This is a genomic window from Streptomyces sp. SolWspMP-5a-2 (assembly GCF_900091845.1).
Lineage (GTDB): Bacteria > Actinomycetota > Actinomycetes > Streptomycetales > Streptomycetaceae > Streptomyces > Streptomyces doudnae.
The window spans coordinates 21,025-41,188 of sequence record NZ_FMCI01000162.1 but is presented as its reverse complement, the minus strand read 5'-3'; the positions used below and the strand labels follow the sequence as shown (position 1 = coordinate 41,188).

Annotated in this window: 17 protein-coding genes and 3 pseudogenes; 5 read left to right on the top strand and 15 right to left on the bottom strand. The window is 73.6% G+C overall.

Annotated elements, in window-relative coordinates:
• From GA0115242_RS16925 to GA0115242_RS16905, 5 genes and pseudogenes are all read right to left on the bottom strand, one after another.
• A partial coding sequence (locus tag GA0115242_RS16925) for an acyclic terpene utilization AtuA family protein (RefSeq protein ID WP_093829253.1) occupies positions 1-1,287 on the bottom strand: 1,287 nt, incomplete at its 3' end.
• Positions 1,284-2,078 carry a TIGR03084 family metal-binding protein gene (locus GA0115242_RS16920; protein WP_093829251.1) on the bottom strand — a complete coding sequence of 265 codons (795 nt, stop codon included), beginning with the start codon at positions 2,076-2,078 and terminating at the stop codon, positions 1,284-1,286. The genes GA0115242_RS16920 and GA0115242_RS16925, both read right to left, overlap by 4 nt.
• Before the next feature lie 498 nt (positions 2,079-2,576).
• Positions 2,577-3,509 (bottom strand): annotated as a pseudogene (locus GA0115242_RS16915) (DMT family transporter); the annotation flags it as partial.
• Positions 3,510-3,712: 203 nt separating this feature from the next.
• Complete coding sequence (locus GA0115242_RS16910) at positions 3,713-4,255, bottom strand: GntR family transcriptional regulator (protein ID WP_093829249.1); 543 nt, start codon at positions 4,253-4,255, stop codon at positions 3,713-3,715.
• Positions 4,256-4,918: 663 nt separating this feature from the next.
• Complete coding sequence (locus tag GA0115242_RS16905; RefSeq protein WP_237549107.1) at positions 4,919-7,402, bottom strand: FAD-binding and (Fe-S)-binding domain-containing protein; 2,484 nt, start codon at positions 7,400-7,402, stop codon at positions 4,919-4,921.
• Between the two features lie 581 nt (positions 7,403-7,983).
• Here GA0115242_RS16905 and serC point away from each other — a divergent pair.
• The gene (serC, locus tag GA0115242_RS16900) at positions 7,984-9,102 is read left to right on the top strand and encodes a phosphoserine transaminase (RefSeq protein ID WP_093829247.1); all 1,119 of its coding nucleotides are present in this window, start codon (positions 7,984-7,986) and stop codon (positions 9,100-9,102) included.
• A gap of 71 nt (positions 9,103-9,173) precedes the next feature.
• Here serC and GA0115242_RS16895 read toward each other — a convergent pair.
• The 6 genes and pseudogenes from GA0115242_RS16895 to GA0115242_RS16870 form a co-directional block, all read right to left on the bottom strand.
• Positions 9,174-9,311, bottom strand: a pseudogene (locus tag GA0115242_RS16895) (phenazine biosynthesis protein PhzF); the annotation flags it as partial.
• A 13-nt stretch (positions 9,312-9,324) separates the two neighbouring features.
• Positions 9,325-9,501, bottom strand: coding sequence for a DUF397 domain-containing protein (locus GA0115242_RS16890; RefSeq protein WP_093829243.1), 177 nt, complete (start codon positions 9,499-9,501; stop codon positions 9,325-9,327).
• Positions 9,498-9,714: pseudogene (locus GA0115242_RS41650) on the bottom strand (Scr1 family TA system antitoxin-like transcriptional regulator); the annotation flags it as partial. The pseudogene GA0115242_RS41650 and the gene GA0115242_RS16890, both read right to left, overlap by 4 nt.
• 174 nt (positions 9,715-9,888) lie before the next feature.
• Positions 9,889-10,503, bottom strand: a complete 615-nt coding sequence (locus GA0115242_RS16880) for a DUF5753 domain-containing protein (protein ID WP_237549106.1) — start codon at positions 10,501-10,503, stop codon at positions 9,889-9,891.
• 17 nt (positions 10,504-10,520) lie between these two features.
• Positions 10,521-11,369: a helix-turn-helix domain-containing protein gene (locus tag GA0115242_RS16875; RefSeq protein WP_093829241.1), complete on the bottom strand. Its 849-nt coding sequence runs from the start codon at positions 11,367-11,369 to the stop codon at positions 10,521-10,523.
• A gap of 29 nt (positions 11,370-11,398) precedes the next feature.
• On the bottom strand, positions 11,399-12,154 hold the full coding sequence (locus GA0115242_RS16870; RefSeq protein ID WP_093829257.1) for a DUF6879 family protein: 756 nt from the start codon (positions 12,152-12,154) through the stop codon (positions 11,399-11,401).
• A 189-nt stretch (positions 12,155-12,343) separates the two neighbouring features.
• Between GA0115242_RS16870 and GA0115242_RS16865 the strand changes: the two genes are divergently transcribed.
• Both GA0115242_RS16865 and GA0115242_RS16860 read left to right on the top strand, forming a co-directional pair.
• Entirely contained in the window at positions 12,344-12,568 is a 225-nt protein-coding gene (locus tag GA0115242_RS16865) for a DUF397 domain-containing protein (RefSeq protein ID WP_093829239.1), read from the top strand.
• 29 nt (positions 12,569-12,597) lie between these two features.
• Positions 12,598-13,077 (top strand): hypothetical protein, encoded by a 480-nt coding sequence (locus tag GA0115242_RS16860; RefSeq protein ID WP_093829237.1) that lies wholly within the window; start codon positions 12,598-12,600, stop codon positions 13,075-13,077.
• Here the strand turns inward: GA0115242_RS16860 and GA0115242_RS16855 are convergent.
• Entirely contained in the window at positions 13,040-14,464 is a 1,425-nt protein-coding gene (locus tag GA0115242_RS16855) for an FAD-dependent monooxygenase (protein WP_093829235.1), read from the bottom strand. The genes GA0115242_RS16860 and GA0115242_RS16855 overlap by 38 nt on opposite strands.
• Before the next feature lie 362 nt (positions 14,465-14,826).
• On the opposite strand from GA0115242_RS16855, the gene GA0115242_RS40770 reads away from it, so the two are divergent.
• Positions 14,827-15,372, top strand: a complete 546-nt coding sequence (locus GA0115242_RS40770) for a TetR/AcrR family transcriptional regulator C-terminal domain-containing protein (protein WP_202555426.1) — start codon at positions 14,827-14,829, stop codon at positions 15,370-15,372.
• A 120-nt stretch (positions 15,373-15,492) separates the two neighbouring features.
• On the opposite strand, the gene GA0115242_RS16845 is transcribed toward GA0115242_RS40770, so the two are convergent.
• Together GA0115242_RS16845 and GA0115242_RS16840 are read right to left on the bottom strand one after the other, a co-directional pair.
• Positions 15,493-17,067 (bottom strand): cellulase family glycosylhydrolase, encoded by a 1,575-nt coding sequence (locus tag GA0115242_RS16845; RefSeq protein WP_093829231.1) that lies wholly within the window; start codon positions 17,065-17,067, stop codon positions 15,493-15,495.
• A 110-nt stretch (positions 17,068-17,177) separates the two neighbouring features.
• Entirely contained in the window at positions 17,178-18,167 is a 990-nt protein-coding gene (locus tag GA0115242_RS16840) for a hypothetical protein (RefSeq protein ID WP_093829229.1), read from the bottom strand.
• 166 nt (positions 18,168-18,333) lie between these two features.
• On the opposite strand from GA0115242_RS16840, the gene GA0115242_RS16835 reads away from it, so the two are divergent.
• A complete protein-coding gene (locus GA0115242_RS16835) occupies positions 18,334-19,011 on the top strand; it encodes a GDSL-type esterase/lipase family protein (RefSeq protein WP_093829227.1) in 678 nt (225 codons plus the stop codon).
• A gap of 84 nt (positions 19,012-19,095) precedes the next feature.
• On the opposite strand, the gene GA0115242_RS16830 is transcribed toward GA0115242_RS16835, so the two are convergent.
• Positions 19,096-20,085 (bottom strand): aldo/keto reductase, encoded by a 990-nt coding sequence (locus GA0115242_RS16830; RefSeq protein WP_093829225.1) that lies wholly within the window; start codon positions 20,083-20,085, stop codon positions 19,096-19,098.
• Between the last annotated feature and the right edge of the window lie 79 nt (positions 20,086-20,164).

The window sequence follows — 20,164 nt, the reverse complement described above, 5'->3', positions numbered from 1 at the left end:
CGGCGGCACGGGACGGCGCTCGCCACCGGGCAGGACGGCGACCTGCCGGACGTCCTCCTGCGGCACCCACCCGGCCTCGAAGACGCCGTAGGGCGCGCCCTTCCCGGGCGGCGCGAGGACGTGGAAGCCGGGGTAGCTGGCGAGCGCCAGCTCGACCGCCGCCGCGCCCAACGACCGTCCGACGACGTGCTCTTCGGGGTCGCGGACGACGAGCCGGAGCAGGGCGCTCGCGGTCTCCTCGGTCGGCGCGTCGGGCCGGTCGGTGCGCACCAGCTCCCACCGCGTCTGCGCGGGGGGCGACGGCGCGAGGGCGTCGGTCATCTGCGCGCGCACCAGGTCGGCCTTGGCCTCGATGTCGAGGCCGGTGAGGACGAACACGACCTCGCCCCGGAAGCCGCCGAGCCGGGTGCGGCCGACCTTGAGGGTCGGCGGCGGGGCCTCGCCGCGCACCCCCTCGATCCTGACCCGGTCGGCGCCGTCCCGCTCGAGCCGCACGGTGTCCAGGCGGGCGGTGACGTCGGGTCCCGGGTAGCGGGCGCCCCCGGTCTCGTAGAGCAACTGCGCGGTGACGGTGCCGATGTCGACCGCCCCGCCGGTGCCGGGGTGCTTGGTGACGACGGCGGTGCCGTCCTCGTGGATCTCGGCGAGCGGGAACCCGGGGTGCCCGATCCCGCCGGGGATCTCGCCGAAGAAGGCGTAGTTGCCGCCGGTGGCCTGCGTCCCGCACTCCAGGACGTGCCCGGCGACGACGGCACCGGCGAGCCGGTCGTGGTCGCCGGGCCGCCAGCCGAAGTGGGCGGCGGCGGGCCCGGTGACCAGCGCCGCGTCCGTGACCCGCCCGGTGACGACGACGTCGGCCCCGGCCGTCAGACAGGCGGCGATGCCGAACCCGCCGAAGTAGGCGTGCGCGGTGAGGCTGCCGGGGTGCGCGGCGGTGAGGTCGTCCCCCTCGACGTGCGCGACCCGCACGGACAGCCCGAGCCGCCGCGCCAACTCCCGTACCGCGTCGGCGAGTCCGGCCGGGTTGAGGCCGCCCGCGTTGGTGACGATCCGCACCCCGCGCTCCAGAGCGAGCCCGAGCCCTTCCTCCAACTGCCGCAGGAACGTGCGGGCGTACCCGGCCCGGGGGTCCTTCAGCCGGTCCCGGCCGAGGATCAGCATGGTCAGCTCGGCGAGGTAGTCGCCGGTGAGGACGTCGAGTTCACCGCCGGTGAGCATCTCGCGCAGGGCGTCGAAGCGGTCGCCGTAGAACCCCGAGGCGTTGCCGATCCGCAGCGGGGCGGTCACCGCGTGCCCCCGCGCGGCGGGCGTCCGGGACCCGGCGGGCCCGCGAACGACTGGGCGATGTCCAGCCAGCGGTCGGCGTCCGGGCCGACGGCGGTGACGGCGAGGTCGGCGCGGTGGGCGCGCTGGGTGACCAGCAGGCAGAAGTCGAGGGCGGGCCCGGTGACCCGCTGGACGGCGTCCTCGGGGCCGGAGACCCACAAATCCCCTCCCGGCAGCGTCAGTTCGACCCGGAACGGCCCGGCCGGGACGGGCAGGGAGCGGGCGGCGAACGCGAAGTCACGGGCCCGCACGCCGATGTGCGCGACGTGGCGCAGCCGGTCGGTGGGCGCCCGGACGACGCCGAGCGCGTCCGCGACGTCCTGGCCGTGGGCCCAGGTCTCCATCAGCCGCCCGGTGGCCATGGACGCGGCCGACATGGCGGGCCCGTACCAGGGGAAGCGGGCGCCGGGCGGGGCGGCGCGCAGCGCCTCCTCCAGCGCCGCGCGCCCGGCCCGCCAGCGGGCCAGCAGCTCGGCGGGCGGCAGCGCGGCCCCCTCCCGCGCACCGGCGTCGACGAACGACTCCGGTGCGGCGAGGGCCTGCTCCACCAGCGTCCGGAAGCCGTCCTGGTCGGTCACGGCGAGCAGGGCGGAGTGGTCGGTCCAGGCGAGGTGCGCGATCTGGTGCGCGATGCTCCAGCGGGCGGCGGGGGTGTCGAGCGCCCACGCCTCGGGCGCCAACCCGGCCACGATCAGGTCGAGTTCACCGCTCTCCGCGCGCAGGTCGTCGATGACGGGCGTCGGGTCGGACATGGGAGGGAGCATGGCAGCGCGACGATAAACAAGCAAGCGTGCTTGCATGAATTGGGGAGGGGGAAACGGCGGGGCACCGGGCACCGGGCACCGGGCACGAGGAGAGCGGCCCACCCGGGAAGGGGCGGGCCGCTCGGCGGTACGGAGTGTGCGAGGCGGGGGGGAGGGCTGGGGGAAGGCGGGCCGGGAGGGAGAGCCCCGGGAGGGGAGAGGCGGGCCGGGAGGGAGAGCCCCGGGAGAGGGGAGGCGGGCCGGGGAAGGGCAGGGGCGGCGGACTCCGGACTATTGAGCGGCGTCCGCGTCCGGCCGCGCGCGCTCCCCGGTATCCGACCGCGTACCCTCCCCGGTACCCGACAGCGCGGCCTCCCCGGCGTCCGACCGCGCGCGCTCCCCGACATCCGACAGCGTGGCCTCCCCGGCGGGGACCGTCGCAGCGGGACCTGACCGGCCTGGGCCCCGGCCGCGCGCCCGGAGCCGTGTCCTGATCCTCGCGCCGCCCCCGCGTCCGACCTGGGTGCGCACCGCGCCCATGCTCGCCGCGACGACGAAGGCGATGGCCAGCGCCTGGGTGGCGGAGAGCGCCTGGTGCAGCACCAGGAACCCGGCCGTCGCGGCGATGGCCGGTTCCAGGCTCATCATGACGGCGAAGGTGGAGGCCGGGAGGCGGCGCAGGGCGAGGAGTTCGAGGGTGTAGGGCAGCACCGAGGAGAGCACCGCGACACCAGCGCCGAGCAGCAGCGTCGTCGGGTTCAGGAGCTTCGCGCCGGACTCGGCGATGCCCAGCGGCAGGAAGAGCACCGCCGCGACCACCATGGCGAGGGCCAGCCCGTCCGCCTGCGGGAAGCGGCGGCCGGTGCGCGCGCTGAAGAGGATGTACGTGGCCCACATGGCCCCGGCGCCGAGCGCGTAGGCGACGCCGAGCGGGTCGAGGCTGCCGAAGCCCCCGCCGCCGAGCAGGAAGACGCCGACCAGGGCGAGGGCGGCCCAGACCACGTTGACGGCGCGCCGGGAGGCGAGGACGGAGAGGGCGAGCGGGCCGAGCACTTCGAGGGTGACGGCGGTGCCGAGCGGGATGCGGTCGACGGCCTGGTAGAAGAGGCCGTTCATGGCGCCCATGGTGACGCCGAAGACGACGACGGTGCCCCAGTCGGCCCGCGAGTGGCCGCGCAGCCCCGGTCGGCAGACCAGCAGCAGGACGATCGCGGCGACCAGCAGCCGCAGGGTCACCACGCCCAGCGCCCCGGCCCTCGGCATCAGCGACACCGCGAGGGCGGCCCCGAACTGCACCGAGACACCCCCGGCCAGCACCAGCCCGACCGGCCCGAGACGGCCACGCCGCCCTGGTCCGGGGGCGGAAGGGACGGAGGAAGAGGGAGAGGAGGAGGACGGCGTCTGGACGGCGGACGCGAGGGAGGCGTCGGGGGTGCTCACGGGCGTTCCACGGGGTTCGGGGCCTGACGGACGGGCGCGGTGCGTGCAGTGCGATGAACTTCTGAGTCCAGGGTAGTGGACTTGGTCAGGCGCGTGAACCGGTTATGCCGCTGACGCGGGGTGGCGCACACCACTCGGGGGGCGGGCGGGGGGTGAGGGTCGATCGGCGGGGGCGGCGGGGAAGGCTCGGGTCGGGGCCGCCGTCACCCGATCCTGATCTCGTAGCGCAGCCGCTGCCGTCGCGCGGGCATGACCATGCGGTCGACCTGGAGGGGCCGCTCGTCGCGGTCCAGGGTGACTCTGGTCAGGCGCAGCACTGGCTCGCCCGCAGCGGTGCGCAGCGCCCGCCGTTCGTCGTCGTCGGGGAGGTCCGCCGTGACGTCCTCCCGGACGAGGGCGCCGACGTGCCCCAGTGCGGCGAGGAGGGTGACGGCGCCGCCGGGGATCTTCGCGGTGCCCGCGAGTGCGGTGCCCCGGGCGATGGCGAGCGGGTAGTAGGTGTCGGTCAGTTCGGTCGGCTCGTCGTCCAGGAGGATCACCCGCCTGCGCACGACGACCGTCGCGCCGTCGTCGACACCGAGGAGCGCGGCGACCTCGGCGGGCGCCGGCACCTCACCGGCCCGCACGATCCGCTGGGTCCCCCGCCGCCCGCGGGCCGCCGCCTCGGCGGCCCAGGCGTCCTGCTGCCCGGCCGCCCGCGGCGTCAGATACGGCACGGACGCACTGATCCACCCATCGCCACCCACGACACCCTCCCGCACCCTCGTCCGAAGACCTCTGCCCGAGCCTGCCGCGTCACGCGTCGGGCGAACCCGGCGGCGAGGCACCTCCACGATCCAACCCCTCCGCCAGCACCTCCGCCAGGTGCCGCCCCCGTACCCCGGCGAGTTGGCGGAGCTGGGTCCGGCAGGAGTAGCCGTCCGCGAGGATCGCCGTGCCCTCCGGGGCGGCCCGCACCGACGGCAGGAGCCGCTCCTCGGCGCAGGCCGCGGAGACCTCGGCGTGGCCCTTCTCGAAGCCGAAGTTGCCCGCCAGGCCGCAGCAGCCGCCGGAGAGTTCCCCGGTGAGTCCCGCCGCCTCGCGCAGCCTGCGGTCCGGGGCGTCGCCGAGGACCGCGTGCTGGTGGCAGTGGGTCTGCCCGGCGACCGGACGGTCAAGGGCGGGCGGGGTCCAGCCGGGGGCGAGGCGTTCGAGGGCCTCCGCGAACGTCAGGACGCGGGCGGCGAGGCGGGCGGCGCGCGGGTCGTCGTGGAGCAGGTCGGGCAGGTCGGTGCGGAGGGCGGCGGCGCAGCTCGGTTCGAGGACGACGAGCGGCGGCCCCCCGTCGTCGTCGAGGAGCGGGGCGAGCAGGTCGAGGGTGCGGCGCATGACGGCTCGCGCGCGGTCGAGCTGGCCGGTGGAGACGTACGTCAGGCCGCAGCAGACCCGGCCGCGCGGGGCGAAGGGGGTGAGGAGGCGGGTGCGCCCGTCGGCGATCCGCCCGGCCGCCCAGCTCCGGGTCGGCGGCAGGACGACCGTGATCCCGGCCGCCTCCAGCACGCGCACGGCGGCCCGGCCCACGGACGGCGAGAGGTGCTCGGTGAAGGTGTCGGGCCACAGCACGGCGAGCCTCCCGCCGTCACCCCGGCCACCCTCGGCACCCCGGCCGCCGTCGACACCCCGGCCATCCTCGGCACCCACTCCGGCTCCCGCCCCCGCGCCCCCGCCCCGCCCCCGGTGCCGCCGCCGTTGCCGTCGCCGTCGCCGTCGTCACCGCCGTCGGCCCATGTGGCCGAGGTGCCGTCCGCGCCGGTCATCCCGTCCCCTCCCGGCCTGCCCCGCCTCGCCCACCAGTGGCTGAACGGTTCCCTCGCCAGTTCCGGGATGTCCCGTTCGGGGGCGATCCCGCCGAGGCGTTTCGCCGCGTCGGCGAGGACCGGGACGCGGGCCAGCGCGTTGAGGAGGGCGGCGGTGCGGGTGCGGGAGGCCCAGCGGAGCCAGAGCGGCAGCCACCCCATCGTGTAGTGGGCGGCGGGACGGCGCCGTCCCGCCCAGTGCTGGTGCAGGAACTCCGCCTTGTAGGTGGCCATGTCGACCCCGACCGGGCAGTCCGAGCGGCAGCCCTTGCAGGAGAGGCAGAGGTCGAGCGCGTCGCGGACCTCGGTGGAGCGCCAGCCGTCCGTGACGACCTCCCCGGCGAGCATCTCGTGCAGCAGCCGCGCCCGGCCCCGGGTGGAGTGCCGTTCCTCGCCGGTGGCCCGGAAGGACGGGCACATCACCGCGGCCCCGGTCGACGAGGTGGTGCGGCACTTGGCGACGCCCACGCAGCGGCGGACGGCGGCCGGGAAGTCCCCGCCGTCCGCGGGGTAGCCGAAGGCGACGTCGACGGGCCCGCGGGGCAGGACGGCGAAGCGCAGGTTGCTGTCGAGCGGGGCGGGCCGCACCAGCATCCCGGGGTTCAGGAGGTCGTCGGGGTCCCACACGCCCTTGGCCCGCTCGAACAGCGCGACCAGGTCGTCGCCGTACATCGCGGGGAGGAGTTCGGCGCGGGCCTGCCCGTCGCCGTGCTCCCCGGAGAGCGATCCGCCGTGCGCGACGACGAGCGCGGCCAGCTCCTCGGAGAACCGCCGGAAACGGGCGACGCCCGCGTCGGTGAGCAGGTCGAAGTCGATGCGGACGTGGATGCAGCCGTCGCCGAAGTGCCCGTAGGGGGTGCCGCGCAGCCCGTGTGCGGTCAGCAGCGCGCGGAACGCCCGCAGGTAGGGGCCGAGCCGGGCGGGCGGGACGGCGCAGTCCTCCCAGCCAGGCCATGCCTCGGAGCCGCCCCCGGGGCCCGGGATGCGGGTGGCGGTGCCGCTGGCGTCCTCCCGGACGCTCCACAGGGCGCGCTGCCCGGCCGGGTCGGTGACGACCCGCGCGTCGAGGCAGTCGGCGGCCCGCACGATCGCGTCGGCACGCGCGCGTGCCTCGCCGTCGCTCCCGCCGCCGGTCTCGACGAACAGCCAGGCGCCGCCGCGCGGCAGTCCGGTGCCGGAGGCCGGGACCAGGTCGGCCGCCATGCCCTCCACGGTGAGCGGACCGTGGGGCAGCAGCCCGGCGGCGGCCTCGGCGGCGGCCGCCTCGTCCGGGTACCCGAGGACGGCGAGGGCGCGCGCGGCCGGTGCCTCGACCAGCCGCACCCGCGCCTCCGTGACGACGCCGAGGGTGCCCTCGGAACCGCACAGGGACCGGGCGACGTCGACGCCGTTCTCGGGCAGCAGGGCGTCCAGCGCGTACCCGGAGATGCGCCGGGGCAGGTCGGGGTACCCGGTGCGCAGCAGGGCGAGGTTCTCCTCGACGAGCGTCCGCAGCCCGGCCGGGGCCCCGTCCCACCCCTGCCCGGCGCGCAGCCGCTCCCCGCGCGCGGTGAGCACGTCCAGGCCGCGCACGCTGTCGGCGGTGGTCCCCCAGGCGACGCTGTGCGACCCGCAGGAGTTGTTGCCGATCATGCCGCCGAGGGTGCAGCGGCCGTGCGTGGACGGGTCGGGCCCGAAGCGCAGGCCGTGCGGGGCGGCGGCGGCCTGGAGCCGGTCGAGGACGAGCCCCGGCTGGACGACGGCGGTACGGGCCTCGGCGTCGAGGTCGAGCAGGCGGTTCATGTGCCGGGTGAGGTCGAGGACGACGCCGGTGCCGGTGGCCTGCCCGGCGATGGAGGTGCCGCCGCCCCGGGCGACGACGGGCACGCCGTGCGCGCGGCAGACGGCGAGGACGGCGGCGACGTCGTCGGCGTCGACCGGCGCGACGACGCCGAGCGGGACGCGCCGGTAGTTGGAGGCGTCCATGGTCATCAGCGCCCGGGAGGTGGCGTCGAAGCCGACCTCGCCGCGGACGGCGCGGCGCAGCTCCCGCGCGAGTGACCCGTCACGTTCCGCCATGTGCTCTCCCTCTCCCACCTTCCGCCTCCGTCTTCCGCTTCCGTCTTCGGCCCTGTCTTCCGCGTCAGACTTCGGCCTCCGACTTCGGCCTCCGTCTTCGGCCCCCGTCTTCCGCGTCAGACTTCGGCCTCCGACTTCGGCCTCCGACTTCCGCTTGCTTCCTCCGCTTCCGTTCTCCGCTTGCGCCCTCCGCTTCCGCCGCCTCCCGCGATGGTCCGCGGCACCCCGCCGCCGCGCCACCGCAACCGGCCCGCCGGTCCCCCGGAACGGCCCCGCCGGACCCCATCCCGCCCCACCCCGCCGCGCCGCCGCGCCGCGCCGGGCCGCCGCGCCGGGCCCGGCAACGCCACCGGAACGGCCCCGACGGGCCATCGGAACGCTTCGGCGCGCCCGCCGAGAACGTCTCCGGAAGAGCCTCCCCCGCCCCGCGGAACCGGCCCTTCCGCCCGGTATCGCGGGCGGAACCCGGCGGCCCGTCCGCCGGGCGCGGGACGGGCTCACGGTCCCCTGCCCGCTCCGGCGGCGTCTCACCCGACGGACGAGGTTTCGCCCGCGTTTCCTCCAGCCGATACCCTCCCTGCGTGGCTGAGATCCAGATTCCCTCCGACATCAAGCCCGCGGACGGACGCTTCGGCGCGGGACCCTCCAAGGTGCGGACCGAGGCGCTGGACGCCCTCGCCGCGACCGGCACGTCCCTGCTGGGCACCTCCCACCGCCAGGCTCCGGTGAAGAACCTGGTCGGCTCGGTGCGCGAGGGCGTGTCCGACCTGTTCCAGCTCCCCGACGGCTACGAGGTCGTCCTCGGCAACGGCGGCTCGACCGCGTTCTGGGACGTCGCGACGCACGGCCTCATCGACAGCAAGTCGCAGCACCTCACGTTCGGCGAGTTCAGCTCCAAGTTCGCCAAGGCGGCCAAGCTGGCGCCGTGGCTGGCCGACCCGACGGTCGTCTCCTCGGACCCCGGCACCCACCCGGAGCCGCACGCCGAGCCGGGCACCGACGTCTACGCCTTCACCCACAACGAGACGTCCACGGGTGTCGCCGCCCCGATCCAGCGGGTGGCGGGCGCCGACGAGGGCGCGCTCGTCCTGGTGGACGCCACCTCCGGCGCCGGCGGCCTGCCCGTCGACATCGCGCAGACGGACGTCTACTACTTCGCCCCGCAGAAGTCGTTCGCCTCCGACGGCGGCCTGTGGATCGGCGTGTTCTCCCCGGCGGCGATCGAGCGGGCGGAGCGCATCCACGCCTCCGCGCGGCACGTCCCGGAGTTCTTCAGCCTGCCGACGGCGATCGACAACTCCCGCAAGAACCAGACGTACAACACCCCGGCGCTCGCCACCCTCTTCCTGCTCGACCAGCAGCTGAAGTGGATCAACGGCCAGGGCGGGCTCGCCTGGTCGACGGCGCGCACGAAGGACTCCTCGACCCGTCTGTACGGCTGGGCGGAGGAGTCGAAGCACGCGACCCCGTTCGTCACGGACGCGGCCAAGCGCTCGCAGGTCATCGGCACGATCGACTTCTCGGACGAGGTCGACGCGAGCGCCGTCGCCAAGGTGCTGCGCGCCAACGGCATCGTCGACACCGAGCCCTACCGCAAGCTGGGCCGCAACCAGCTCCGGGTGGCGATGTTCCCGGCGATCGACCCGGCGGACGTCGAGGCGCTGACCCGCTGCGTGGACTACGTGATCGAGAAGCTGTAACGGCTCCCGCACCACGAGCGAGGGCGCCCCGCGGCACGTGCGCGGGGCGCCCTCGTGCGTGCGGCGGGCGCTCAGCGGCCGACGCGCGTCCCGGTCCCGCCGACGCGCACGCGCGGATCACCGGCCCGCAGGGTGACGGTCGGCTCGCCCGGCCGCCCGAGGTCCTCGCCCTGACGCAGGGTGAGCACGGCGTCCTGGGGGACGAGCGGGTTGGCGCAGCGGTCAGAGCCCGCGCAGGAAGCGGCGCCAGCTCTCACCGGAGACGGCGAGGAGCGGCCCTGCGGGCCACTTGCTGTCCCGGACAACCCGCCCGAGACCGGCGGCCGGGGCGACCTCGACGCAGTTGTTCTCCTGCCCCGAGTACGACGACCTCCGGAAGGGACCAACGGCTCCGGTCACGATGCGACTTCCTTCAAGCTCCGCAGTATGTCCCGGATGCGCTTCGCACTCGCGTCCGGCGCCAACGCCGCCGATCGTAGTAGGTCGCGTCACCGCCTCGACGGTGGGCTCCTCGGCGAAGCTGAAGGAGGAGAAGGCCGAGGTGTAACCGGCCAACACGCCCGCACTGAAGGGCAGTACCTGGATCGTGACGTTCTTCCGCTTACCCACCTCCGCGTGGGGGCGCGGTTCGGGCTCCCGGAAGCGGAGGGCGCCGATGTTCCGGCGACGGGATAGACAGCGGGACGACCGCGAACTCGCCCGCGAGGCAAGGACACCGGACCCGTACGTGTGGCGCCTCCCGGTCCCCGGCGCCACCCGCGGCTTCCACCGGCCGACCCTGCGCGCTCAGTCCGCGAGGCTCCGCCGGGCCCGTTCGATGATCTGCCGGGCGTCGTCGCCGTAGACGGCGGACCGGGCGTGCGCGTCCCAGACCTTCCGGTGCAGGGCGACCGCGTCGGTGTCGTCGAGCCAGTGCTCGGCGTGCCAGTCCTCGACGACGACGAGACGTTCGTCCACCATCGTGAACGAGCTGCCGACCAGCAGGCGCAGTCCGGCGCTGAACGGCACCACCCCAAGGCTGACGGTGTCCAGCTCCGACACCGCGAGGATCCGGTCCAGTTGTGCCGCCATGACCGACGGCGGACCGAGCCGGGCGTGCAGCGCGCCCTCCCAGATCAGTTGATGCAACGTCCTGTCCGGAAGCCGCAGCCACTCCTGGCGTTGCAGACGCGCGCCCACGGCGTCGCCGGTGTCCTTGGGAATGTCCCGCAGCTCCCCCAGGCCGTCGAAGACGCACCGCGCGTAGTCGGCGGTCTGGAAGAGACCGGGGATGATGCCGGGCTCCCAGGAACGTACGGTGCGCGCGTTGAGCACCAGGGAGTTCCACTCGTCCTGGACCGGGCGATGCCCCGCGTCCAGCCGCCCCTGCCAAGGACGCGTCCGTCCGGAGTCGGTGCCCATGGGCCCACCAGCCTTCCTCAGCGGATCAGACCGCTCCGTGCTCGGGTGATGACTCTCTGTGCGTCGGGACCATACACGGCACCGCGGGCGAGCACGGTCCAGATCCGGCCGTACAGAGCGACCGACTCCGCGTCGTCGAGCCAGAGTCCCGCATGCCAGGTCTCGACGGTGACCAGCCGGTCGTCCAGAATCGTGAAGGCGTGTCCCGGTGTCAGCTCCGTCTCGATGTCGAGCGGGACGATGCCGAGCCGTACGGTGTCCATGCCGACGGCCCCCAACAGCCGGTCCAGCTGGGCCGTTTGGACCTCGGGCGAACACACCCTGACCCGGAGCGCCGACTCCAGCATGATGAGGTGCAGTTCCTTGCCCGGCCGGTACAGCCATTCCTGCCGCTTCATCCGCGCGCGTACCGATTCATCGGCATCCTTGGGGGTGTTCCGGAGGTTCGCCCGGCTCTCGAAGAGAGCGCGCGCGTAGTCGGGGGTCTGCAACATGCCGTGGACGACACCGGTCTGCCAGGCCCGGATGGTTCGCGCACCGGAGACGAGAGTGGTGTAGTTCTCCTGCGCCGCACGGTGGCCGCTCGCCAACTGGCGCCGCCAGGAGCGGATATGGCTTTCGAAGCCCTTCAGCCGTGCGCTCAGCTCGCCGAAGACCTCGGGCTGTCCGGTGACTTCGGCCCACGCGCGGAGATCACCGTCGGCAGGCGTCTGCCTGCCGTTCTCCAGCTTGCTGATTTTCGACTGGGACCACCCGAGCCGTTGCGCCAACTCCGCGCCGGTGAGACGGCCCCGAGGACTCTCGCGTCGCAGCTCCCGGAGCCTTCGCCCCAGTTCCTCTCGCGCCCTCTGGTAATCCGTGCTCACCGGTGCCCGTTCAGTGATCTACATGTCGTTCAGTCGGCGCGCTCCAGCTCCGCCAGGAAGTCCCGCCGTTCGGATGCGTGATGCCAAGCAGCATCCCTGAATCGGGAGCAGCGCACCACCTCCGACGGTTCGGTGATCAGCTCGACGTGCTTGAGGCGGTCCTCGTCGTCGAAGTGCATGAGGGCGACGATCCGGCTGTCGAACAGCCAGAAGTCCTCGGCGGGAAGCCGAAGCCGTTCGGCTTCCGCTCGCCACAGGCTCCGGATGTCCTCACCCGCTGCGATGTTGCGCTTGGCGCTTTCGAGGAGATAGCGCTGGCCGACCGTCGGCGGATCGTCCACGAGACGCACCCGCTCGATCCTCTTGCCCGCCGCGACCCGGTCGGCGATCGCCCGGAACCAGTCGCTCCCCTGCGGATCGTCGTCGAGCACTCCCGTCTCGGCGAACTGCCGCCAGCGGTCTCCGCGTTCGTCGCTGGCGTACCGGCGCCGGGTCTCCAGCCGCCACGCCGTGTGCTCGAACTTGCCGAACAGCGCGCTGAACTCGTCCCGGCCGATCACGCGTGCCCTGCGCGTCCTGTCCTTCGGCGCCCAGTCCACGAGTAACTCACGAGGGACGACCACCGCCACCTCCCCGTCCGAGAGGTGCTGCAGTTGCCCGACCTCATCAGGGCTGGTCAAGGGAGAGCCCTGCACGATCACTTCACCGGTGTCCATGTCCTCGTGCACCGCCGGACACTCGTCCTCATCACTGGTCGTCCCGTTGAACCGCAGCCTGCGCGCCACCTGCGACACCTCTCCTCGCTCGATCCGGCTGACGATCAAAGCCTGACGGCGGCGCTGAGTGAATGTCCATGCATCCAGAGTGACCACACGAGAATAATCGCGAATATTCTTCCCTCCCCGCCCCACCCCTTCCCTACGGTCGTGCCGAGCCGATACCCGACCCCTCCACCGACCCGGAAGGCACCCCTCATGCGGAACGTCAGCGACCTCTACGCCCTCGACATCACCTCCGTCTCCTTCGTCCAGGCCTGTGGCGGGCCCTGTACCGAGGGGTGTGTCACCCTCGCCCGGATCGGGGACGGCTGCTGGGCCCTCGGGGACAGCAAGCGGCCCGATCTCGCACCCCTCCGCTTCTCCACCGAGGAGCTGCGCTTCGCCGGGATCGACCCGGCGCGGTTCGGGCTCGGCGGCTGACCCGCTCCCGCGCCCCGCCGCACCACCCCGTGCACCACCACGCCTACCTCTGGACCGGCCCCAAGTCCCGCTTCGACCACGAGGCGCTGCGGCGCCCACCGCACCCCGATCCCCCGCCCCCCACCGCCCGGCCCGAGGTCCGGCAGCGGCACCGTGAGGTCGCCGCCGGGTTCCCGCTCTGCGACCTCCCCCCGCTCGAACCCGCCTACTGGCTCGTCAAACCGGCGTCGCTCGTCAGGGGCACCTGGACCGAGGCCGCACCGGCGGCCGACTGGCTCACGGAGCAACTCCGGCTCCACGCACCCCGGTTCGCCCGCGAACCACCGCGCGACCTCACCCCCTCCGTCACCCGACGCCTGGCGTCCGGCGGCGACGTCTGCCTCGGGTTCTACCTCGAACACCCCTCCTTCCTCTCCCTCGCCCTGATCACCTGCTCACCCAACCGGGCCGCCCCGCGCCTCGGCTGCCCCCTCACTCCCCCACCCACCCCACATGGCCGTCCGGCCTGATCAGCGCCGTGCCGATGTCCCCCCACGCGTCCTCCCGCCCTGCCGGTCGGAGGGCGTGTCGGCGGGTCCCCCCGGGGACCGGACGGTCCGTCCCGGCGGCGCGGGAGCCGCCCGTGAGGTCCAGCAGGACGTGCCTCCCCTCCCGCATCAGCGCGAACAGGCTCGTGCCGTCCGCGAACGGCAGGTCGGGAGCGCGCGTCCCGGTCAGGGGGTGCGCCGGGGACACGGGCGGGTAGCTCACGTCCAGCGCCGCCAACTGCTCCGCCAACCCTCGCGCGAACGACGGCTGTTCGGCGATCGCCGCCGAGAGGTGGTCGCGCAGCGCCTGGGTCTCCACCGACCAGGCCGCCATCAGCGCGGTCTGCGCCCGCGTGGAGGCCAGCAGCCGCGCCCCCACCGGATGACGCTCCCGGTGGTAGCTGTCCAGCAGGCCCTCCTCCGCGGTCCCCTTCACCTCCGCCGCCAGCTTCCAGCCGAGGTTCGTCGCGTCCTGGAAGCCGACGTTCAGACCCACCCCGCCGGTCGGGAAGTGCATGTGCGCCGCGTCCCCGGCCAGCAGCACCCGCCCCGCCCGGTACGCGTCCGCCTGGCGGGTCGCGTTGCCGAAGCGGGAGAGCCAGTGCGGCTCGCGGACGGAGCAGTCGGAGCCCAGGACGCGGACGACCCTCGACCGCATCTCCGCCAGCGTCAGCTCACCGGGGTGGGCCGCGCCCCGGTCCTCCGGGGTCACCCCGACGAAGCGGGTCAGACCGCCCGGCATCGGCACCGCCATCACCCCGCCCTCCGGGCCGAACCGGCTGACCGGGCCCCCGACCGGCGTCAGGTCCGCCACCACGTCGCCGAGCCACCCCCACAGGCTCGCGTCCGTGCCGGGGAAGCCGATCCCCGCCGCCTCCCTGACCGCGCTGCGGGTACCGTCGCACCCCACCACGTACCGCGCCTCGACGGTGTACCCGCCGGCCGGGCCCGCCACCTCGACGCGGACCGACTCCGGGCCCTGCACGAGGCCCGTCACCCGGTGGCCGCGCAGGATCCGCGCGCCCCGGGCGAGCGCGTGGGCCTCCAGGAGTTCCTCGGTGCGCGCCTGCGGCAGGAACAGCGTGAAGGGGTAGGGCGTGTCCAGGACCCGGAAGTCGAGGCGGGTGTCCAGGGCCCCGAAGTGGCCGGTGGGCAGGGGGAATCCCGCGTCGACGAACGCGTCCGCGAGGCCGCGCATCCCCAGGATCTCGACCGTCCGGGGGTGCACGGTGAGCGCCTTGGAGTGCGGGTCGCGCTCCGTCCGCGCCTCCAGGACCGTCACCGGCACGCCCTGCAGGCGCAGCTCCGCCGCCAGCCACAACCCCGTCGGCCCCGCCCCGACCACCACGATCTCTTCCGTCGCGTCCATCACACCCACCCGGCCTTTCTTGGTCAGTGACCAATTACTGAGGACAGCAGTAAAGTAGGTCAATGACCAATGAGCAAGTCCCACCCCGCGACCGCGCCCCCGCCGCACCCACCGCACCCGGCGCACCCGGCGCACCTGGCGCACCCGTGTCACCCAGCACACCTGACACACCCGCTTCACCCGCCGCCCCTGGCGCACCCGTGTCACCCAGCACGCCTGGCACACTCGCCGCACCCACCGCACCCACCGCACCCACCGCACCCACCGCACCCGATGGACCCGACACCCCCGCCACCCCGGCTTCTCGTACCCCCCGTACCCCCCGCACCCGCCTCACCCCCGCCGCCGTCGTCGGCGCCGCGCTGCGGCTGCTCGACGAGGAGGGGCTGGAGACGGTCACCACGCGGGCCGTCGCGGACCGGCTGGGCGTGCGCATGAACACCGTGCTGTGGCACGTCAAGACGAAGCGGCGGCTCCTGGAGCTGATGGCCGACGGCGTCGCCGCCACCATCGCCTACGACGACCTGCCCGAGGACCCGGCCGAGCGTGCGCGGGAGCTGATCCGCCGCTACCGGCGCTCCCTCCTCGCCCACCGGGACGGCGCCGCCCTGGTCACCGGGACGTACGCGGCCGAACCGCACACCCTGCGGTTCGCCGACTCGGTCATCGGCGCCCTCACCGAGCACACGGGCTCGGTGGAGACCGCGGCGCGCACCTGTTTCGCCCTGATCTACTTCACCCTCGGCCTCACCCAGGAGGAGCAGGCGCAGGCCGACGCGGACCCCGCCCGGCTGGCCGAGGCCGTGTCCAGCGGCCGCTACCCCGCACTGTTCGCCGCCCGCGCCGCCCTCACCCGGGAGACCTTCCCCGACCGCTTCGAGGACGGCGTCCGCCGCATCCTCGGCTGACCCGGGAACGGGCCGGGGCGGGCCGGGGCGGGCCGGAAGGCGAGGGGACACGGAGCGGCCGGGCACCGGTCACGGCACCCGGCGCCCGGCCACGGCGGCGACCCTCCGCCGCCCCCGTTCTCAACTCGCCGTGCAGGTGAGCCCGTTCACGCTCCCGCCGCCCGGCGCCCCGCCGAACCCGAAGCTCGCCGAACCGCCCGCGGCCACCGCCCCGTTGTGCGCGGCGTTGGTCACCGTCACGGCCGCGCCGGTCTGCGTGTACGCGCCGTTCCAGAGGCTGGTGACCTGCTGCCCGCCGCTGAAGGTCCAGCCCACCTTCCACGATGTCAGCGCCGTCGTCCCGGTGTTGGTGACCTTCACGTCCGCGTTGAAGCCGCTGCCCCAGTCGCTGCTGACGGTGTAGGACGCCGAGCAGGCCGCGCCCGTGCCGCCGCCACCGCCACCGCCTCCACCGCCTCCACCGCTCGGGAAGCCCGCCGCCTTGATGCTCGCCAGGTACCCGTCCTTCACCGTGTCGACCGTCTGCCAGTCGTCCTTCAGGATGCCGCCGGTGTCACCGGAGTTGGGGTTCCACGACCAGAACGTCCAGTGGAAGGAGTCCCCGCCGTACGTCGACGTCGGACGCAGGTACGTCACCAGCGCGGCCAGCCACTTCTGGTCCACCGCCGACTGGAGCGTCGTCCCGAACTCCCCCACCCAGACCGGGGCGATGTTCTGCTTGAAGATGTAGCCCCAGTACTTGTCCCAGATCCCCGGCATGTTGGCGGGGAACGAGGGGTCGCTGAACCAGCTCTGCTGGGCCACGCTGGTGGCGTAGTCGTGCGCCGAGTACACCACCCGGTTGGCGACGTTCAGCTGGACCGGGTACTGGCCCACGCCCATCAGGTTGCCGCCCCACCAGCCGGAGACGCCGTTGAAGGTCTGGACGCCCTCGACGAAGATCAGCAGGTCCGGGTTGGCGGACAGCACCGCGTTGCCCGCCCGCTGCGCCGCCAGGCGCCAGTCCGTCGCCGTGTCGCCGCAGCCCCAGCAGGCCGGGTCGTGCGGCTCGTTGTGGATGTCGATCCCGACGACGGTGCTCTGACCGGCGTAACGGGTCGCCAGCGCCTTGAGGTTGGCGAGCCACGTCGACTCCGGGACCGACGCGGTGTACCAGAGCGCGGACTGGCCCCCCGCGTCCGGGCGGTGCCGGTCGAGGATCACCTTGAGGCCGTCCTGACCGGCGTACGCCACCAGCTTGTCCATCACCTGGAGGGAGTTGAGGCCCTGGAGGTCGGCGTTCTTGCCGCTGGAGAAGTCGATGCTGTTGGGGACCGTGCCGCTCTTGAAGATGTCGTCGCTGTAGGGCAGCCGGATGGTGTTGTAACCCAGCGTCCGCATCTGGTCGATCATGCTCTTGTAGTCGCGGGACCAGAGCCCGTGGACGACGTTGTTGCTGGTCTCGAAGCCGAACCAGTTGATGCCCGCGATCCGCACGGGCTGCCCCGCCGCGTCCAGGATCTGCCGGCCGCTGGTGTGCCAGTACCCGGCGCCGGCGTCGGCGCGCGCCACCGTGTCGGCCGACGCGGTCGCCGCCCCGGCGGGCGGGGCGCCGGGTCCGAGGCCGAGGGCGAGCGGGAGCAGGAGCGCGGCGGCGCAGAGCAGTCTGCGCGCGCCGCGGAGAGTGGAACTGCCGAACGTGGAGCTGCGTGCCATGTCGCTGCGTCCTCTCCGGAGTGCGGGTCCGGACAACCGGTGGGAGCGCTCCCACCACCCGGGCACCTCCATGGAAGCCAGCTATCAGGGACACGTCAAGGACTACGGCGTCACGTGCGGCGCGCGCGGCGGCGCAGCCCGAGGAACGCGGCCACCACGGCCGCCACCGCGATCAGCCCGCCCACCTTGAACTCTCCCGCGCCACCGGCCCCGTTGCCCCCTGCCCCCTGGGAACCCCCGCTCGCGGAAGGGGACTTCGAACTGCTCACGGAACCCGGCGCGTCACGGACCTCGACCGGGCTGTCCTCGCCCTCGCTGCCGAAGAGGAGCTCGGTGCCGTCGACGGAGTACGTCACCGACTCGCCCTGCCGCTGGAGCGGGACGTCGAGCCGCCCGCCGCGCTTGATCCGGCCGCCGTTCCAGTCGTACCAGACGCCGCCGAAGTAGCCGCGCACGGCGAGCTGTCGGCCGTCAGGGGAGAGCGCCGCGTCGGTCGCCCAGAGGTCGACCGGGGCGATGGGCCGGAAGACGTTCCTGCCGGTCGGGGAGAGGGTGGCCGGGCCCTGGTAGAGGTGACCGCCGTCCTCGTCCTTGTCGATGATGTAGACGCGGCCGGTCTTCGGGTCGACGACCATGGACTCGGCGTTGCGCGGCTCGTCCTCGTAGGTGACGACGTACTGGGTGGCCCGGACCGTCTGGTCCTTCAGCGTCTTCGGCTCGGGCAGCCGGTAGATCCACACGTAGGGCCAGGTGCCGCCGAGGTTGTCGCCGATGTCGCCGACCCAGATCTGGTCGTCGGGCCCGATCGAGATCGCCTCGACGTCGCGCGGGGAGCCGATGCCGCTGAGGGTGACCCGGGCCACCGTCTCGCCGGTGCGGCCGTCGACGGCGTACAGGTACGGGCCGTCGCCGCTGTCGTTGTGGGTCCAGTAGACGCCGGGGTGGAGCCGGGAGGCGGCCAGTCCGCTGGACTCGGTGACGCGGGGGTCCTTGATGGTGAATCCGCCGTCGCCGTCGGCCGACGCCGGGGTCGCGGAGACGGCGGTCAGGGAACCGGCCAGGGCGGCGAGCACGGCGAGTACGGCGAACGGTCGGCGCATGGGCCAAGCCTGCCACTGCCGGGGATCGCCCACGGCCGCCGTCCGCCCCGGCGGGGGCCGCCGCGCGTTCGGCCCGGCGCCGTGCGGGCGGTTCCTCCCGGTCCGTCCCCGTGCGGGTGTCGGGCCTCACACTCCACCGCGGCCCCCGATCGTTCATCATGAGCGGATGCTCAGGTTCATGCCCGTCGGTGACTCCATGACGATCGGAAGCGCCGGTGACCACACCTGGCGGTACCGGATGTGGCAGCACCTGTGCGCGACGCACGGCGGCCCCTTCACCCTCGTCGGCCCGCGCGAGACGCTCTACGACAAGTCGGCCGACGCGCCGACCTCGTACGACTACGCCGATCCCGACTTCCCCCGCAGTCACCTGGCCGGCTGGGGCGAGGGGTGGGCGCACATGGCCCCGCTGATCGGCGACGCCGTCCGCGGGACCCGCGCCGACGTGCTGCTGGTCGCCCTCGGCCTGATCGACCTCGGCTTCTACACCGACGCCCGGCAGACGGCCGAGAACGCGCGCGCGTTCGTCGCCGGGGCCCGCGCGGCCGCGCCGCGGATCAGGATGGTGGTGCTGCCGGTGATACCGAACATCAGGTGCGCGGCGGACGAGTCGTTCGCCACCGAGGTCGCCCTCTTCAACGAGCTGCTCGCGAAGGCCGTCGCCGACCTGGACGAGCCGCGCTCACCGCTGCTGCTGGCGTCGCTGCCGCCGTCGTACGACATCCACCGGGACACCTACGACGGCACCCACCCCAGCCCCTCGGGCGAGCACCGCATCGCGGAGGCGTTCGCGGACGCCCTGCACCAGGGGTGGGGCGTGGGGGACGCGTACGACGGGGAGTGACCCGAGCGGCCTGAGCGCCGACTTCCCCCAACCACCCTGGACGCAGAGCAGGAGGCAGGGGTCCACCTGCGGATTCTCGTTACCTCACCATGCGAAGGCTTCGGGGGACGGTCCCGGCCCCGGGAAGATCTCGTCGAGAGCCGCGAGAAGCTCCGCGTCCAGGTCCAGGTCGAGGGCGCGCAGCGCCGAGTCGAGCTGCTCCTGCGTGCGCGGGCCGACGATCGGTCCCGTCACGCCGGGACGGGTGAGCAGCCAGGCCAGGGCGGCCTCGCCCGGTTCGATGCCGTGCTTGTCGAGCAGGTCCTCGTATGCCTGGATCTGCTCGCGCGTGCGGGTGTCCTTGAGGGCGTCGGCGGCCCGTCCGCTCGTCCGGCGCCCCTCCGTGGCCTCCTTCTTGAGGACTCCGCCGAGCAGCCCGCCGTGCAGCGGCGACCACGGGATCACGCCGAGTCCGTAGTCCTGCGCGGCCGGGATGACCTCCATCTCGGCGCGGCGCTCAGCGAGGTTGTACAGGCACTGCTCACTGACGAGCCCGACCCGACCGTGCGTCCTCGCGATCTCGTTCGCCTGGGCGATCTTGTAACCGGGGAAGTTCGAGGAACCGGCGTACAGGATCTTTCCTTGCTGGATCAGGACGCCGATCGCCTGCCAGATCTCCTCGAACGGCGTCGACCGGTCGATGTGATGGAACTGGTAGACGTCGATGTAGTCGGTCTGGAGCCGCTTGAGGGAAGCATCCACGGCGCGGCGGATGTTCACGGCGCTGAGCCGGTCATGGTTGGGCCAGGCCGGTCCGTCGGCGCCCATGTTCCCGTAGACCTTGGTGGCCAGGACCGTCTTGTCCCGACGCCCGCCGCCCTTGGCGAACCAGGTACCGACGATCTCCTCGGTGCGCCCCTTGTTCTCGCCCCACCCGTACACATTTGCGGTGTCAACGAAGTTCAGCCCCGCATCGAGCGCCGCATCCATGATGGCGTGGCTGGTGGCTTCATCCGTCTGAGGCCCGAAGTTCATCGTGCCGAGCACGATGCGGCTGACCTTGAGTCCGGTACGTCCCAGCTGCGTGTATTCCATGAACGCCAAGCGAACCCCTTCGAGTCCACTCCACGCAAGACGTCAGGCGGGCGGCGGGTACCCGTACGCCCCTGTGTCC

Bases quoted from the DNA above. Each gene is read 5' to 3' on its own strand.
- GA0115242_RS16920 (WP_093829251.1), bottom strand. From the start codon at position 2,078: ATGTCCGACCCGACGCCCGTCATCGACGACCTGCGCGCGGAGAGCGGT.
- GA0115242_RS16905 (WP_237549107.1), bottom strand. From the start codon at position 7,402: ATGGCGGAACGTGACGGGTCACTCGCGCGGGAGCTGCGCCGCGCCGTC.
- GA0115242_RS16880 (WP_237549106.1), bottom strand. From the start codon at position 10,503: ATGGGCACCGACTCCGGACGGACGCGTCCTTGGCAGGGGCGGCTGGAC.
- GA0115242_RS16865 (WP_093829239.1), top strand. From the start codon at position 12,344: ATGCGGAACGTCAGCGACCTCTACGCCCTCGACATCACCTCCGTCTCC.
- GA0115242_RS16855 (WP_093829235.1), bottom strand. From the start codon at position 14,464: ATGGACGCGACGGAAGAGATCGTGGTGGTCGGGGCGGGGCCGACGGGG.
- GA0115242_RS16845 (WP_093829231.1), bottom strand. From the start codon at position 17,067: ATGGCACGCAGCTCCACGTTCGGCAGTTCCACTCTCCGCGGCGCGCGC.
- GA0115242_RS16840 (WP_093829229.1), bottom strand. From the start codon at position 18,167: ATGCGCCGACCGTTCGCCGTACTCGCCGTGCTCGCCGCCCTGGCCGGT.
- GA0115242_RS16835 (WP_093829227.1), top strand. From the start codon at position 18,334: ATGCTCAGGTTCATGCCCGTCGGTGACTCCATGACGATCGGAAGCGCC.
- GA0115242_RS16830 (WP_093829225.1), bottom strand. From the start codon at position 20,085: ATGGAATACACGCAGCTGGGACGTACCGGACTCAAGGTCAGCCGCATC.